A 13,768-nucleotide genomic window follows, 5' to 3' on the forward strand; every position below is an offset into this window, starting at 1 on the left:
GCTGATGAGGGAGTGGATCGACGCCGCCACGGCCGCCGAGCGCCTCGGCGTGAAGCCGGCCACGCTCTACGCCTACGTCAGCCGCGGCGTCCTGACCCGGCGGCACGGCCCCGACGGGCGGCGCAGCCTGTTCGCCTCGGACGAGATCGAGGCGCTGGCCGAACGCGGCAGGCCGCGCCGCGCGCCCTCCCCGAGCGAGCTCGCCATCGAGTCGGCCGTCACCGCCATGGGCAAGGACCGGCACTACTACTGGGGGCAGGACGCCACCGAGCTGGCGGCCGAGCACATCTTCGAGGAGATCGCGACCTTCCTCTGGACGTCGGAGTTCGCGGCGGGCCCGCCCTGGCGTTCACCCGTGGGCGGGGTGGCGGCCGCGATCGCCGCGCAGTCCGGCCTGCCCGCCGAGCTGCTGCCGCTGGACCGGCTCCAGGTGATCACCACGACCCTCGCCGTCACCGACCCGCGCCGCATCCACCTCGACCGGGACGGCGTGCTCGACACCGCGCGCGGGCTGATCGCCGGGATGGTCGACGCCCTGCCGTTCGCGGGGGAATCCGTGGGTGAGCCCGCCGGGAAGTCCGCGGGTGAGGCCGCGGGGAAGCCCGTGGGGGAGGTTGCGGGTGAGGCCGCGTGGAAGTCCGTGGGTGAGCCCGCAGGGAAGTCCGCGGGGAAGCCGGCGGGGGAGTCCACGGGGCCGTCAGTGGGGCCGTCAGTGGGGGCGGGGGCCGGGGCCTCGATCGCCGGGCGGCTGTGGGGGAAGCTGTCGCCGGATGCCGCCGACCCGGGGCTCGTGCGGGCCCTTCAGGCCGCGATGGTGCTGCTGGCCGATCATGAACTGGCCGCCTCCACCCTCGCCGCGCGGGTCGCCGCGTCCGTGCGCGCCGACCCGTACGCCGTGGTCACCGCCGGGCTGGGCGTGGTGAGCGGCCCGCTGCACGGCGGCGCCTCCTACGGTGCTGAACGGCTGTTCGCCGAGATCGGCGGCGACCCCGGCCGCGCGGCCCGGGTGGTCGGCGACCGGCTGCGTGCGGGGGAGCGCATCCCCGGCTTCGGGCACTCGGTCTACAAGGCCGGCGACTACCGGTTCGACGCGCTGCTGTCGTTCGTGGGCGCGGCGGCGCCAGATCATCCGGGCCTCGCCGTGGTCGACGCCGTACGGGCGGAGGCGACCCGCCGCAGGCTGCCCGAGCCCAACGTCGACCTGGCCCTGGCCTGCCTGACCACGGCCTCCGGAATGCCGCCGGGGTCGGGCGAGGCGATCTTCGCCGTGTCCCGGACGGCGGGCTGGATCGCCCATGCCCTGGAGGAGTATGAGGGCAAAAGGACCCTCCGTCCCCGGGCCGTCTACACCGGCCCGGCGATTTGAGGCGGGGGTGGGCGTGGCCTCGGCACCCCCGGCGGTAGTCTCATTGACGTGCGAAGGTTCTTCACCCCCGGTTGGCTCGGGCTCCACGCCCTGGCGGTCGCCCTGTGCGCCGCGTTCCTCGGCTTCGGGTGGTGGCAGTTCGACCGCGCCCAGCAGGGCAACGACCGCAGCTGGGCTTACACCTTCGAATGGCCGATCTTCGCCATCTTCGTGATCGTGATGTGGATCAAGATGATGCGCGACGAGGTGAACGGCGTGGACGAGAACGACCCGCGGCGCGCGCCCAGCGTCATCGAGGAGCCCGCCGAGGCCGCGGTCAAGCGCGAGATCATCAAGCAGCAGGAGACCGAGGACCCGGCCCTGGCGGCCTACAACCGCTACCTGGCCCGGCTGAACGCCGAGAGCCACCGGCGCGACTGACCGCCTCTCTCCCCTTCTCCTCCAGTCTCCTCTCCTCCCTAGGAAGGTGTGATCAGTGGAAGCGGCCATCACCAGGTACCGCGTCCTGGCCCTCATCGTGGGCACCCTGCTGGTGCTGCTCACGCTGGGCATGGTCCTGAAGTACGGGCCGACGAAGATGGACGCGGTCGTGTCGATCGTCGCGCCCCTGCACGGCCTGCTCTACATGGTCTACCTGGTCGCCTCGTACGACGTCTGGCGCCGGGTCGGCTGGCCGCTCACCCGCATGGTCGAGATCGTCCTCGGCGGCATCGTCCCGTTCATGACCTTCTTCGTCGAGCGCCGCGTGGTCCGCGACGCCCGCGCGGTGGCCGCCGCCCAGCCGGTGGCCGAGCCCGCCGCGAAGGCCTGACCCGAGTTCCGGCTCCCGTCGTTCCGGCCTCCGTCGTTCCCGTCGGTTCGGTCTCGATCGGTCCGGCCCCGATCAGTCCGGCCTCGATCGATCCGGCCTTGATCGATCCGGCTTCCATCGGTCCGGCTTCCTTTTAGTCCCACCCGTCCTGGCGAAACGCTGGACCGGTGGCGCCCGGTCGCCTAATGTTTGACTCTGTCAAACGATTGCTGTGGAGGTGGACGGGATGGACGTGGACGAGGTGGACGGGGACGGGGCGGACGGGGACGTCGCCGCGGACGAGATCGCCACGGTCCGGTCGTTCAACCGGTTCTACACCGGGATCATCGGGGTCCTAGGCGAGGGACTGGTGCGGACGCCGTACTCGCTCACCGAGGCCCGGGTGATCTTCGAGCTGGCGCAGCGGGACGACACCGAGGTGCTCGCGCTGCGGCGCACCCTGGACCTGGACGCGGGCTACCTGAGTCGGATGCTCGCCCGCTTCGAGTCCGACGGGTTGATCGTGCGCGAGCGCGCCGCGGGCGACGCGCGCCGCCAGATCACCCGCCTCACCGCGCAGGGCCGCGAGGTCTTCACGATGCTCGACGACCGCACCGTCGCCGAGATCCGCGCGCTGCTGGAGAGCCTGCCGAGCGGCGACCGGCAGCGGCTGGTGACGGCCATGAAGACCGTCCGGGGCGTGCTCGGCGAGGGAACGACGTCGGACGCGTTCGCGTTGCGGCCGCTGCGCCCGGGCGACCTCGGCTGGGTGGTGCAGCGCAACGGTGAGCTGTACGACGAGGAGGTCGGCTGGGACCGCACCTACGAGGCGCTCGTCGCCCAGATCGTCGCCGGCTTCGGCGCCGGGCACGACCCCGAGAGCGAGTGCGGCTGGATCGCCGAGGCCGACGGCGCCCGGGTGGGCAGCGTCTTTTGCATGCGCCACGACGACAAGGTCGCCCAGCTGCGACTGCTGCTCGTCGAACCGAGCACGCGCGGCATGGGCGTCGGGCTCGCGCTGGTCGAGGAGTGCGTCCGCTTCGCCACCGAGGCCGGCTACGCCGAGATCATGCTCTGGACGACCGCGCTCCAGAAGCCCGCACACAGCATCTACCGGCGGGTGGGGTTCGAGCTGGAGGTGGAGGAGCCGCCCGTCGAACGCTTCGGGGACACCATCCACGGCCAGTACTGGCGCAAGAAGCTCTAAGCCTTACCGGTCACGAAGCGCTGAGCCTTACCGGTCACGAAGCGGTGAGCCTTACCGGTCACGAAGCGGTGAGCCTTACCGGTCACGAAGCGGTGAGCCTTACCGGTCACGAACGCGAACCGGCCCGTAGAGGCGGGGCGCCTCCACGGGCCGGGCTGTCGCAGCGGTGCGATGACGCACTCCGGGCGGCCGGGACGGGGTCGGTACAGGATCCGGTCCGCCCGATCAGCGGTTAGATCCCCGTCTCACCCCCCTCCGGCATGGGCTCGGCCCGGCCGGTGCCCTGGGGAGTGTCCTTGAGGCGGCGACGGCCGACGAGGGTCAGGCCGGCGCCCGCCGTGAGGGCGGCCGCGGCGGCGGTGCTCAGTAGCCAGATGGGTGCCCCGGTGTGGGGGAGCCGGCCGTGCGCGCTCGTGGAGTGCGCGGCCGCCATGCTGCCCGAGCCCTGAGCCCCGGACGCCGATCCGCTGTTGGAGCCGGTGCCGTTGTTGCCGTTGGCGCCACTGTTCGACCCGTTGGATCCGTTGCCGTTCGACGAGTTTCCGTTCGAACCGTTGGAGCCGTTGGACCCGTTGCCGTTCGTGCCGCTGGATCCGTTCGAGCCGTTGTGGCCGTGGTGACCGTGATGGCCGTGGTGACCGTTGTGGCCATTGTGGCCGTTGCTCGACCCGTTGGAGTTCGAGCCGGTGGAGGTGTTCACCGTGCAGGGCGGGACGTTGGCCGAGACCGCGACGCTGCACACTGAGATCGGCGCGTTGATCGGGGCCAGGACCTGGGTGCCGCTGAGCGTCCCGTTCTTGCCGCTGGTGCTGGCCTTGGACGGGCCGCCGGACGAGGCGTGGACGTTCGCCTTGCATGCCGAGTGCGCGTCGCCGAGCACGCCCGCCGCGATGCCGCAGGCGGTGATCGGGGCGGTGATGGGCGCCACCACCTGGGTGCCGCTCAGCGTGCCGCCGCTGCCGTCGGTGTGCGCGCCGCCCGACGGACCGCCGCCGGACGCCTTGACCGACGCCTTGCAGCCCGCGTCGGCGTCACCGAGGACACCGACGGCCACGCCGCAGACGGTGATCGGCGCGGTGATCGGCGCGACGACCTGGGTGCCGCTGCCGACGCCGTTCTTACCGGACGTGGTGGCCTTGCCGCCGCCGCTGCCGTTGCTCGCCTTGACGTCGGCCTTGCAGCCGCCCTTGGCGTCGCCGAGGATGCCCACCGCGATGCCGCAGGCGGTGATGGGGGCGGTGATCGGCGCGACCACCTGGGTGCCGGACAGGATGCCGCCCTCACCCGAGGTCGTCGGCCCGCCTCCGCCGTGGCGCTCGGACGGCCCGCCCTTGCGGTCGCCGACCGGTCCGCGGTGGTGGTGCTTGACCTTCTTGCGCATGGCCTTGTTCTTGCCGACGCGTGCCTGCTTGCGGGCGCCGGTGGAACGACCCGAGTCGTGCGCCGAGGCCGAGGCGTTGCCAGCGACGCCGACCGCGACGCCCTTCACGTTGATCGGGAGATTGATCGGGGCGATGACCTGCGTGCCGGACAGGATGCCGCCCTCGCCCGAGGTGTCGGCCGAGGCCATCGGGGCGGTGGTCAGCAGTCCCGCGGCCACGGCCGCTGCCATGGCGGTGGTGCGCGTGGAGATGATGCGTGCGTTCACAGGGGTTTCCCGCTCTCTTCTGTCAGGGGTCGGGCTGTCAGGGGCTGGACTGTCAGGGGTCAGGGACAGTGACTTGCGGGTCGTTGAACCGCCTCCGTCCGGCGGCGACCGGGGGCGCCGGTTCGGGCTGGTTCGGGCATGGCGAAGCGAAGGCATGGTGTCTCCCCGGGCGATCGGTGGATCGGTGATCCGCGTTCGGTGTTCGGCGCGGCCCGCTCGTCTCGGCGGCGGCCGTGTGGTGATGGCGGTCCAGTCTGCGCGCGCGTGCCGGGCTGGGCTGCGGCCTCGGGCCTCAGAGGAGGGCCCGGGCTTCACTGGTCCGGGCCTCGGGGGCGGCCCGGCCCCGGTCTAGTCGGGGGTGTGGCGGGGTTCGCGCGCCGGGGCGTGCGGCACCGGCCGGAACGGGCCGCCGGTCGCGGGCGACAGCGCGGTCATCGGGTGGCGGGCGGGGCCGCGGAGAAGGAAGGCCGGGCCGGCGGCATTGCTCGAGGATGCCGCCGGCCCGGCGGTGAGGGACACCGGTGCCGCGGGGGCATACGGCGCCGGTGTCCTGGGGTGGTCGTGGAGGCTCGCGGCGTGGCGGTGCGCGGCGGACCCGGGCGCGGCGTCGTGCCGTGCCGTACGGGAGCCCGCGCCCGTGCCGAGGCCGGAGCCGGGGCCCGCGCCCGTCGCGGGGAGCGGCGTCGGGGCCTTGATGATCGGATGACCTGCCGCCGCACCGCGCTCCGGCGGCGGCAGGCCATCCGTCCCGCGCCCGTGCGCCGCGTGCGGCGCGGTCGGGTGCGGAGCATCGGCCGGTCCGGGACGGCCGAGGACCCGAGGTGTGTCGCCGAGCGCCGCCGTCACCGTGTGCACCGTCTTGCTCAGGGGGTGATGCACCGTGGTGGTCAGCGTGCCGGGAACGCCCTCGGCCGTCCGGGCCAGGCCATGCAGTGAGCTTTTGACGAGACCGGTGACCGCGCGATCGAGCGGGCCGCTGCGCCGTTCTCCTGTGCCGCCGCGTTCGCTGCCACCGCTCTCATTGCCGCTGCCACTGCCGCCTCCGGCAACGGGGCGGGCGGGCGTAGTGTCGGCGTGCCCGGCGGTCGCGGTGACCAGCATCAGGCCGAGCAGCCATCCGGCGGCGAGCAGCGCGAGGAGCAGGAACCTGCGGAGCACCGCAGACGCCAGCGGAGCGGACGCGAGCGGGGCGCACACGGGCAAGGCAGACGCGAGCGGCGTGGCCGCGAGCGGGTCGGCCGCGGGCGGGGTGCAAACGAGCGGGGTGGCCGCAGGCAGCGTGGCTGCGGGCGGGGTGCACACGAGCGGAGTGGCCGCAGGCGGGTCGATCGCGAGCGGCTTGGCTGCGGGCAGCGTGGCTGTGAGCGGGGTGCACACGAGCGGGTTGGCCGCGGGCGGGTTGGACGCGGACAGCGGGGCTGCGGGCGGGGCGGATACGAGCGGGGTGGACACGAGCGGGGTGGACACGAGCGGGGTGGACACGAGCGGGGTGGACACGAGCGGGGTGCACACGAGCGGGGTGCACACGAGCGGGTTGGCCGCGGGCGGGTCGGCCGCGATCGCGGTGGCCGCGGGCAGCGTGGCTGCGGGCGGGGTGCACACGAGCGGGTTGGCCGCAGGCGGGTCGGTCGTGAGCGGGGTGGAGGTCGGCGGGGCGGACACGAACGGACGGGCGGTGAGGAGCCCGTCCGCTCGCGCCGTGCACCGCATGTGACCCTCCCTCGACATGTGAGTTCCGGAGCCGGACCTTTACCGGTCCGGGGGGATCTCCTTCACTCAGCGTCACGATCTCGTTGCGGTAAGTACCCCTGCGTCACGGGGGCGTAAACCCAGGTCAACGATTATTTGAGTGCGCCCTTTGACTGCGTGTGATGGTCTTGGTCGGACAAAAGCGGATCAGCCGAGCCGACGGAGCGTGAGGGCCGTCGCGCACAGCATCAGGCCCCGCGTCGTCTGCAGATCCACGCCCAGCAGCCCCGCCGCGCGGCTCAGCCGGTTGTCGACGGTGTTCGGATGTACGGCCAGCGCCTGCGCGGTGCGGCGGCGGTCCAGATCGTGGTCGAGGAACGCGTGCAGCGTCTCCACCAGCTCCGGATGCTCGTCGAGCGGGTCCAGCAGCGCGGCGAGCGCGCGGCCGCTGTCGGCCTGGCCGCTCAGGTGGTAGTCGAGCAGCACGTCGTCCAGCTCGTACACCCCGGGCGGGCGGCCGGTGGACTGCGCGATGCGGGCGATCCGCACGGCCTGGTCGGCAGCGCGCGGGACGTCCGCCGTGCCTTCGGTACGCGCCGCCCCGGCGATGATCTGCTCGGCGCCGGGCCCGATGGAGGCCAGCAGCCGTCCGAGTTCGGGCATGCGTTCGGCGGCGGACAGGGGGAGCAGCACGTGCCCGCCGCGCGCGTCCAGCAGCGTCAGCGGCGGAACGTCGGTGAAGCCCTCGAGCCGCGCGCGCACCTGGCGCAGCGTCCGGCGTTCGATGATCTGGGAGATCGGCACGCCCGCGCCCAGCGTCTCGCCGTGCGGCGGCGTCCCGGCGACGTGCAGGTTGAGGACGAGGAACGCGGGCGCCAGCGCGATGCCGTTGCGTGCGGCGATGGCGTGCGCGGTCTCGCCGGTCAGCAGCGCGCGGGCCACCTCCTGGTACGCCTCGCGCTTCTCGGCGAGGATCGCCGACTGCTCGGCCTGGTAGGCCTCGGTCACGGCGATGACGGTGCGGTTCAGGCCGCGCAGCTGGTGCCGGGCGAGCCACAGCAGTGCGGGCTCCTCGCCGGGCCGGGCCGCGTCGCAGAGCGCCTCCCAGATCACCTCGGCGCCGATGTGGTACGTGCGCAGCAGCGTGGTGAGCTCGACGCCCTCCTCGGCGCGCTGCGCGGCGCGTTCGCGGAACAGCCGGAAGTCGTCCTCGGAGGTCGGCGCGCCCGCCGCCGTCTGCAGGAACTGCCTGATGGCGTGCCGCGCGGTGCCCGCCATCTCCAGGTCCCGCATGTCCTCGGGCAGGTCGGCGTAGTTAGGAATCACAGCGAAATGGCGTTCGGCCAGCTCGCGGGCGAGCTGGTTCACGCGGCTCTCGCAGCGGCCCGCCAGCTCGGCCGCCATGCGCCTGACCTGCTCGTTCGCCTCCATGACGTGATCCGTTCCGTGGTGGTGCAGGGCGGTGCCGATCTCGCTTGATTGTGACATGTCACAGCAAATGCGGCGGAACGGGGGTCGACGTTCCATTGCAGCTCACCGGGGCCGGGAGGAAGGGTGATCTAGACCACCCCGCAGCGATCGGAGCGCACGCATGGCCTCACCGGCGCCCGCCCCAGCGCCTCAGACTCCCGCCGCCCCGGCCCCAGCTCCCGTGTCCCGGAAGGCCTGGACGGTCGTCGTCCTGCTCTTCGCCTTCATGGTGATCAACTTCATGGACAAGACGGTCCTGGGGCTCGCCGGAAAGCACATCAAGGAGGACCTCGGGCTCAGCGACACCCGCTTCGGGCTGATCGGCAGCGCGTTCTTCCTGCTGTTCAGCGTCTCGGGCGTCGCGGTCGGCTTCCTCGCCGACCGGATGGAGGCCCGGCGGCTGCTCACCGTCATGGTCGTGATGTGGAGCGTGGCCCAGCTGGTCATCGCGCTCCCGGCTGCCGGGCTCGGCACGCTGATCGTGACCCGGATCGTGCTCGGCGCCGCCGAGGGCCCCGCGTTCCCCATGGCCAACCACACCGCGTTCAGCTGGTTCCCCGACAAGGACCGGACGCTGCCGAGCAGCCTGCTGTCGGTCGGCGGCGCCGCCGGGGTGGCGATCGGCGGGCCGATCCTGGCGATCGTGGTGAGCCAGCTCGGCTGGCGCACCGCGTTCGTCGTCACCGGCGTGCTGGGCCTGCTGTGGCTGATCGCCTGGCGCGCGTACGGCGCGGAAGGCCCCTATTCACCGCGCACCGCGCAAGCCGTGGACGGCGTCCCCGGCGTCCCCGGCGTCCCCGGCGGCTCCGGTGCTCCTGGCTGCTCCGGTGCCCCCGGCGGCTCCGACGCTCTGGGCGGCTGGGGTCCTCCGGGCAGTTCCGATGCTTCGGGCGGCTCCGGTGGCCTGGCCGTCTCGGGTGTCCCGGGCGGTTCCGGCGGTTCCGGTGGCCCTGCCAGCTCGGATGGCCTGGCCGTCTCGGGTGTCCCGGGTGGTTTCGGCGTCCGCGTTCCGTACCGGCGGCTGTTCACTCGCGGCACGGTGCTCGGCGGGCTCGCGGCGGGCTTCGCGGCGTTCTGGATGATGGCCGTCGCGATCACCTGGCTGCCGCAGTTCCTCCAGCGCGTGCACGGCATCGAACTGGAGAAGGCCAGCCTCATCACCGCGGGCACACAGGTCGTCGGCATCGTCGTCATGCTCGGCATCGGGGCGTTCTCCCAGCGGCTGCTGCGCGCCGGTCATCCGAGCCGGATCGCGCGCGGCGCGCTCGGCGGTGCCGCCGTGGTGGTGTCGGGCGTGGCGATGCTGGCGTTCACCCGCGTCGGCGGTGGCGCGGCGCTCATCCTGGTGATGATGGTCGCGTTCACGGTCGGCAACGCGTTCTACGGGCTGATGCAGGCGGCGCTCGCCGAGCTGGCGCCCGTACGGCAGCGCGCCGCCCTCCTCGGCACCGCGACCGCGCTCGCCTCCTCCGCCGGGGCGTTCGGGCCGCTGCTCACCGGCGCGCTCGTCGACCGCGCGGACAGCGCCGCCACCGGCTTCCAGCACGCCTTCGACCTGTCCGCGCTGCTCCTGATCCTCGGCGGCCTGCTCGCCGCAGCCCTCATCCGCCCGGCGCGCGACCGCGCCACGCTCCCCCTCGAACCCGCCGCCGCCCCGGCGACGGCCGTCTCCTGAAAGGACCGAACGTGAGCATCGACATCAAGGACTACGCCGACAAGGTGTGGCTGGGGGAGAGCGACGACAGCATCGTCCACACCGGCATGGGCGGCTCCGGCGTCATCGAGCTCGCCGACGGTCTCGGCTGGCAGCCCGGCTTCGGCAACATCATCGGGTTCCGTACGGCGGGGGAGCTGATCCTCTTCGACACCGGCAACCCGCACACCGCCGCGATGATGCACCAGAACGTCCGCGCGTGGACCACCGACCCGCTGACCACCGCGTTCTACTCGCACGGCCACATCGACCACGTCATGGGCATGGACCCGTTCGACGCGGAGGCCCAGGCCGCCGGTCACCCCCGCGCGCAGGTGATCGCGCACGAGGCGGTCAAGGCCCGCTTCGACCGGTACGTGCTGACCAACGGCTACAACGCGGTCATCAACCAGCGGCAGTTCCAGGCGCCCGACCTCACCTGGCCGACCGTCTACCGCCACCCGGACGTCACGTTCCGTGACGCGCTGACGATCACGCGCGGCGACCTGACGTTCGAGCTCTTCCACGCCAAGGGCGAGACCGACGACGCCACGGTCGGCTGGGTGCCCGAGTACAAGCTGCTGCTGCCGGGCGACCTGTTCATCTGGCTCACGCCCAACTGCGGCAACCCGCAGAAGGTGCAGCGTTATCCCCGCGAGTGGGCGTACGCGCTGCGCCGCATGGCCGCCCTCGGCGCCGAGATCATGATGCCGTCGCACGGCGCGCCCATCTTCGGCGCCGAACGCATCCACCAGGCGCTCACCGAGACCGCCGAATGGCTGGAGAGCATCGTCGAGCAGACCCTCGCCATGCTGAACGAGGGCCGCCGCCTCGACGACATCGTTCACACGGTCACGCCGCCCGCGCACCTGGCCGACCGCGGCTACCTGCAGGCCAAGTACGACGAGCCCGAGTTCATCGTCCGCAACCTGTGGCGGCTGTACGGCGGCTGGTACGACGGCAACCCCGCCAACCTCAAGCCCAGCTCCGACGCCGACCTGGCCCGCGCCGTCGCCTCGCTCGCCGGCGGCACCGGCAAGCTCGCCGATGCCGCCCGCCGCGCCGTCGAGGCCGGCGACCTGCGCCTGGCCTCGCACCTGGCCGAGATGGCGACCCAGGCCGACCCGGACGACGCCGCCCTGCACGAGGTCCGCGCCGAGGTCTACGCGGCGCGCGCCGCGGACGAGTCGTCGCTCATGGCCAAGGGCGTCTACACCTGGGCCGCCAACGAGTCCCGCCGAGCCGTCGGCGGCCCCGAGCGCTCCGGCACCGTCCTCACCGACGTGCTGTCCTAGGCCTGTCCTAAGCCTGTCCTAGGCGATGACGGGGGAGCCGATGACGGGCGAGGCGATGACGGGGGAGGCGATGACGACGGTGACGTCGGCCGGTACCTCGCCGGTGCGGTAGCCGTGCGGAGCGTCGCCGGGGAAGGCCAGCATGTCGCCGGGTTCGAGCCGCCGCAGATCGTCGGCCGGCCCGGCGACGAGCCCGCCGGAGGCGACCAGGAGATGCTCGGTGGTCCCCGGTGCGTGCGGCACGCCGTCGACACTGGTCCGCTCGGGCAGGCGAAGCCGCCAGATCTCCAGGCTGTGACCGCCGCTGATGCGCCGCAGCAGCTCGCGCGTCGGGGCGTCCTGCTCGGCAGCGGTGCCCGGCAGGTGCAGGACGCCGGTGCTGCCCGCGGGTGTCAGCAGGTCGTTCAGCGGAACGGCCAGCGCCACGGCGACCGCGTCCAGCGTGTCGATCGTGGGATTGCCCGCGCCCGCCTCCAGCTGCGACAGCGTCGCCTTGCTCAAGCCGGTACGCCGGGCCAGTTCCGCCTGGCTCATCCCGCGCTGTTGGCGGCGGCGCTGGATCTGGGCCCCGGCCGTGGCGGCGGCACGGCTGGCGGGGCGACCGGCGCGTTCCACGGAGCTCACGGCCGGTGCGAGGCGGAGTAGGAGACCTTGATCCGGCCCTTTCTCGCCTTCACCGCGGTGACCGTCACGTCGTCCAGCATGCCGAGGCTGCGGACGTGCGTGCCGCCGCACGGCGCGGCGTGCAGGCCGCCCAGCCGGACGACGCGGCGGCCGTCGGCGTCGTGGTCGGCGCTCACCGGCACGTCATCGGCGATCGCGACAGCGATCCAGGCGCGCAGCCGTTCGGCGGCCTCCTCCCGCAGGTGCGGCTCGGGAACGGCTCCGGCGCCGGACGTGAACTCGATGCGGGCCTGGCCGGGAAAGTGGATGCTGCCCGCCATCTCCCAGCCGAGGGTGCGCCCGGCCGCCTCGACCAGGTGGCCCGCGGTGTGCAGGGCCGCGTGCAGCCGCCGCCGTTCCGCGTCGACGCGGACGCGGACGACGTCACCCTCGGCCAGTCCATCGGTGTCGCCACCGTCGGCCAGCCCATCGGCCAGCCCATCGGCCAGCCCGTCGGCCAGCCCGTCGGCCAGCCCATCGGCCAGCCCATCGGCCAGCCCGGTGACACCGTCATCGGTTGGCCCATCGACCATCCGCGCGGACTCCTGGCTCACGCGGGCCACCACCAGTCCCGAATCGGCCTGACGCACCGGAACGACCTCGCAGTCGTTCACCCATCCGCGATCGGCCGGTTGCCCGCCGCCCTGAGGGTGCAGGGGGTTGTCCCGTACGGCGATCCAGGCCGCCCCGTCGTCGAAGCGCCCGGTCGCGGTCACAGTGGTGGTGACCTCGGTCAGATAGGTGTCCTGGAGGTAGACCGAGACCTGTTCCGTGCTCGTCGGGAGGTTAGTGAGATAAACCATACGTTCACTATAGTGAACGATCGTGACCGGCGGCGCCAGGGCCGGTCCTAGTACTTGACCCACAGGTCGTAGTCGGTCCAGAGGCTCCCCTTGCACTTGTACTTCTTCCAGATGTCGTGCCGTACACCCTTGGCGCCGTCAGCGGCGCAGTCGTCCTTCCAGAAGTAGTAGTCGAGGTAGTGCCAGCCCTTCCCCGGCTTGCTGCTGCAGGGGTGTTTGCATTTGGGGGAGTCGGCCGCCGCGTGTGCGGGCGCCGTGGCGGCCATCAGCCCACCGGCCGCGAGGATGCCGAACGTCGCCACCGACGCCAGGGGCCTTCGTGCGTTCATGCGTCCCTCCGATTCGTGAGACGGACCAGTCGGTCACACAGCGATGTTCGGGGCTGCCGAGAGGACACGCAGGCCTCCTTTCAACCCTGACTTAACGGCGTGGCCGATCCGGGGCCCCCGAGCCATGCCACACTTCGCCGGCGGGTCTGCGGGTCTGCGGGTCTGCATGGGGCTGGGGCTCGTGCCTGTGGCGCGGGGTGTGCGGGGCGTGCGCGCGGGGTGTGCGGGGTGTGCGGGGCGTGCGCGCGGGGCGTGCGGGGTGTGCGGGGCGTGCGCGCGGGGCGTGCGCGGGGCGTGTGGGGTGCGTGCTGGGTGCGGCATCGGTCTCCCCTTCCGCTGGGGTCTGGTGCCCGGGTGCGGGTTGAGCGTTGGTTGAAGGCCGAAAAGCTCGCCGACGAAGAGAGTGGGTGGACGGCTTGGGTTGCTGGTCGGGCTGCGGGTCACCACGGGGTTGGGGCTTGTGCCTTGGCGCGCTTCGCGCGGGATTGCGGCAGCGGTCTCCCCTTCCGTTGCGGTTGTTGCCCAGGTGCGGGGTGGGTGTTGGTTGAAGGCCGAAAGGCTCGGCGACGAGGAAGGTGGGGGCAGGGCTGGGGGTGCGCTGTTCGGCTGCGGTTCACCACGTGGCTTGGGTTCGGGCCTGTAGCGCGCTGCGCGCGGAGTGAGCGGCAGCGGTCGCCCCTTCCGTGGCGGTCTGCTGCCCGACTGGCGGGTGGGGGGCTGGTTGAAGGCCGAAAAGCTCGGCGACGAGGAAGGAGGGGGCGGGGGTGGGGGTGGGCTGTTCGGGTGCGGGTCTCACGGGGCTGGAGTTCAGACCT

Annotated in this window: 12 protein-coding genes; 6 read left to right on the plus strand and 6 right to left on the minus strand. The window is 72.6% G+C overall.

Going from position 1 to position 13,768, the window contains the following annotated elements; all coding sequences use genetic code 11:
- Positions 1–4: 4 nt before the first annotated feature.
- The 4 genes from J4573_RS39640 (at position 5) to J4573_RS39655 (ending at position 3,363) form a co-directional block, all read left to right on the plus strand.
- Positions 5–1,366 (plus strand): citrate synthase, encoded by a 1,362-nt coding sequence (locus J4573_RS39640; protein ID WP_208261276.1) that lies wholly within the window; start codon positions 5–7, stop codon positions 1,364–1,366.
- Between the two features lie 48 nt (positions 1,367–1,414).
- Positions 1,415–1,786: a hypothetical protein gene (locus tag J4573_RS39645; RefSeq protein WP_208261277.1), complete on the plus strand. Its 372-nt coding sequence runs from the start codon at positions 1,415–1,417 to the stop codon at positions 1,784–1,786.
- Between the two features lie 55 nt (positions 1,787–1,841).
- Positions 1,842–2,177, plus strand: a complete 336-nt coding sequence (locus tag J4573_RS39650; RefSeq protein ID WP_208261278.1) for a DUF3817 domain-containing protein — start codon at positions 1,842–1,844, stop codon at positions 2,175–2,177.
- Between the two features lie 226 nt (positions 2,178–2,403).
- Entirely contained in the window at positions 2,404–3,363 is a 960-nt protein-coding gene (locus tag J4573_RS39655; protein WP_208261279.1) for a bifunctional helix-turn-helix transcriptional regulator/GNAT family N-acetyltransferase, read from the plus strand.
- Positions 3,364–3,595: 232 nt separating this feature from the next.
- Here J4573_RS39655 and J4573_RS39660 read toward each other — a convergent pair whose 3' ends face one another.
- From J4573_RS39660 to J4573_RS39670, 3 genes are all read right to left on the minus strand, one after another.
- Positions 3,596–5,011: a chaplin family protein gene (locus J4573_RS39660; protein WP_208261280.1), complete on the minus strand. Its 1,416-nt coding sequence runs from the start codon at positions 5,009–5,011 to the stop codon at positions 3,596–3,598.
- A 348-nt stretch (positions 5,012–5,359) separates the two neighbouring features.
- The gene (locus tag J4573_RS39665; RefSeq protein WP_208261281.1) at positions 5,360–6,721 is read right to left on the minus strand and encodes a hypothetical protein; all 1,362 of its coding nucleotides are present in this window, start codon (positions 6,719–6,721) and stop codon (positions 5,360–5,362) included.
- Positions 6,722–6,907: 186 nt separating this feature from the next.
- Positions 6,908–8,188 carry a PucR family transcriptional regulator gene (locus tag J4573_RS39670; protein WP_208261282.1) on the minus strand — a complete coding sequence of 427 codons (1,281 nt, stop codon included), beginning with the start codon at positions 8,186–8,188 and terminating at the stop codon, positions 6,908–6,910.
- A 163-nt stretch (positions 8,189–8,351) separates the two neighbouring features.
- Between J4573_RS39670 and J4573_RS39675 the strand changes: the two genes are divergently transcribed.
- Positions 8,352–9,845, plus strand: a complete 1,494-nt coding sequence (locus J4573_RS39675; RefSeq protein ID WP_208261283.1) for an MFS transporter — start codon at positions 8,352–8,354, stop codon at positions 9,843–9,845.
- An 11-nt stretch (positions 9,846–9,856) separates the two neighbouring features.
- A complete protein-coding gene (locus J4573_RS39680) occupies positions 9,857–11,158 on the plus strand; it encodes an alkyl sulfatase dimerization domain-containing protein (RefSeq protein ID WP_307797273.1) in 1,302 nt (433 codons plus the stop codon).
- 18 nt (positions 11,159–11,176) lie between these two features.
- Here J4573_RS39680 and J4573_RS39685 read toward each other — a convergent pair whose 3' ends face one another.
- From J4573_RS39685 to J4573_RS39695, 3 genes are read right to left on the minus strand one after another with little or no spacing between them, the layout of a single operon-like run.
- Entirely contained in the window at positions 11,177–11,773 is a 597-nt protein-coding gene (locus J4573_RS39685; protein ID WP_307797274.1) for a helix-turn-helix domain-containing protein, read from the minus strand.
- Between the two features lie 5 nt (positions 11,774–11,778).
- A complete protein-coding gene (locus J4573_RS39690) occupies positions 11,779–12,624 on the minus strand; it encodes a hypothetical protein (protein ID WP_208261284.1) in 846 nt (281 codons plus the stop codon).
- Between the two features lie 47 nt (positions 12,625–12,671).
- A complete protein-coding gene (locus J4573_RS39695) occupies positions 12,672–12,953 on the minus strand; it encodes a hypothetical protein (protein ID WP_208261285.1) in 282 nt (93 codons plus the stop codon).
- Between the last annotated feature and the right edge of the window lie 815 nt (positions 12,954–13,768).

The organism is Actinomadura barringtoniae (assembly GCF_017573505.1).
In the GTDB taxonomy this organism is placed as follows: Bacteria; Actinomycetota; Actinomycetes; order Streptosporangiales; family Streptosporangiaceae; genus Spirillospora; species Spirillospora barringtoniae.

Excerpts from the sequence above, each read along its gene's own strand:
- J4573_RS39640 (WP_208261276.1), top strand. The coding sequence starts at position 5 with ATGAGGGAGTGGATCGACGCCGCCACGGCCGCCGAGCGCCTCGGCGTG.
- J4573_RS39655 (WP_208261279.1), top strand. The coding sequence starts at position 2,404 with ATGGACGTGGACGAGGTGGACGGGGACGGGGCGGACGGGGACGTCGCC.
- J4573_RS39665 (WP_208261281.1), bottom strand. The coding sequence starts at position 6,721 with ATGCGGTGCACGGCGCGAGCGGACGGGCTCCTCACCGCCCGTCCGTTC.
- J4573_RS39670 (WP_208261282.1), bottom strand. The coding sequence starts at position 8,188 with ATGTCACAATCAAGCGAGATCGGCACCGCCCTGCACCACCACGGAACG.
- J4573_RS39690 (WP_208261284.1), bottom strand. The coding sequence starts at position 12,624 with ATGGTTTATCTCACTAACCTCCCGACGAGCACGGAACAGGTCTCGGTC.
- J4573_RS39695 (WP_208261285.1), bottom strand. The coding sequence starts at position 12,953 with ATGAACGCACGAAGGCCCCTGGCGTCGGTGGCGACGTTCGGCATCCTC.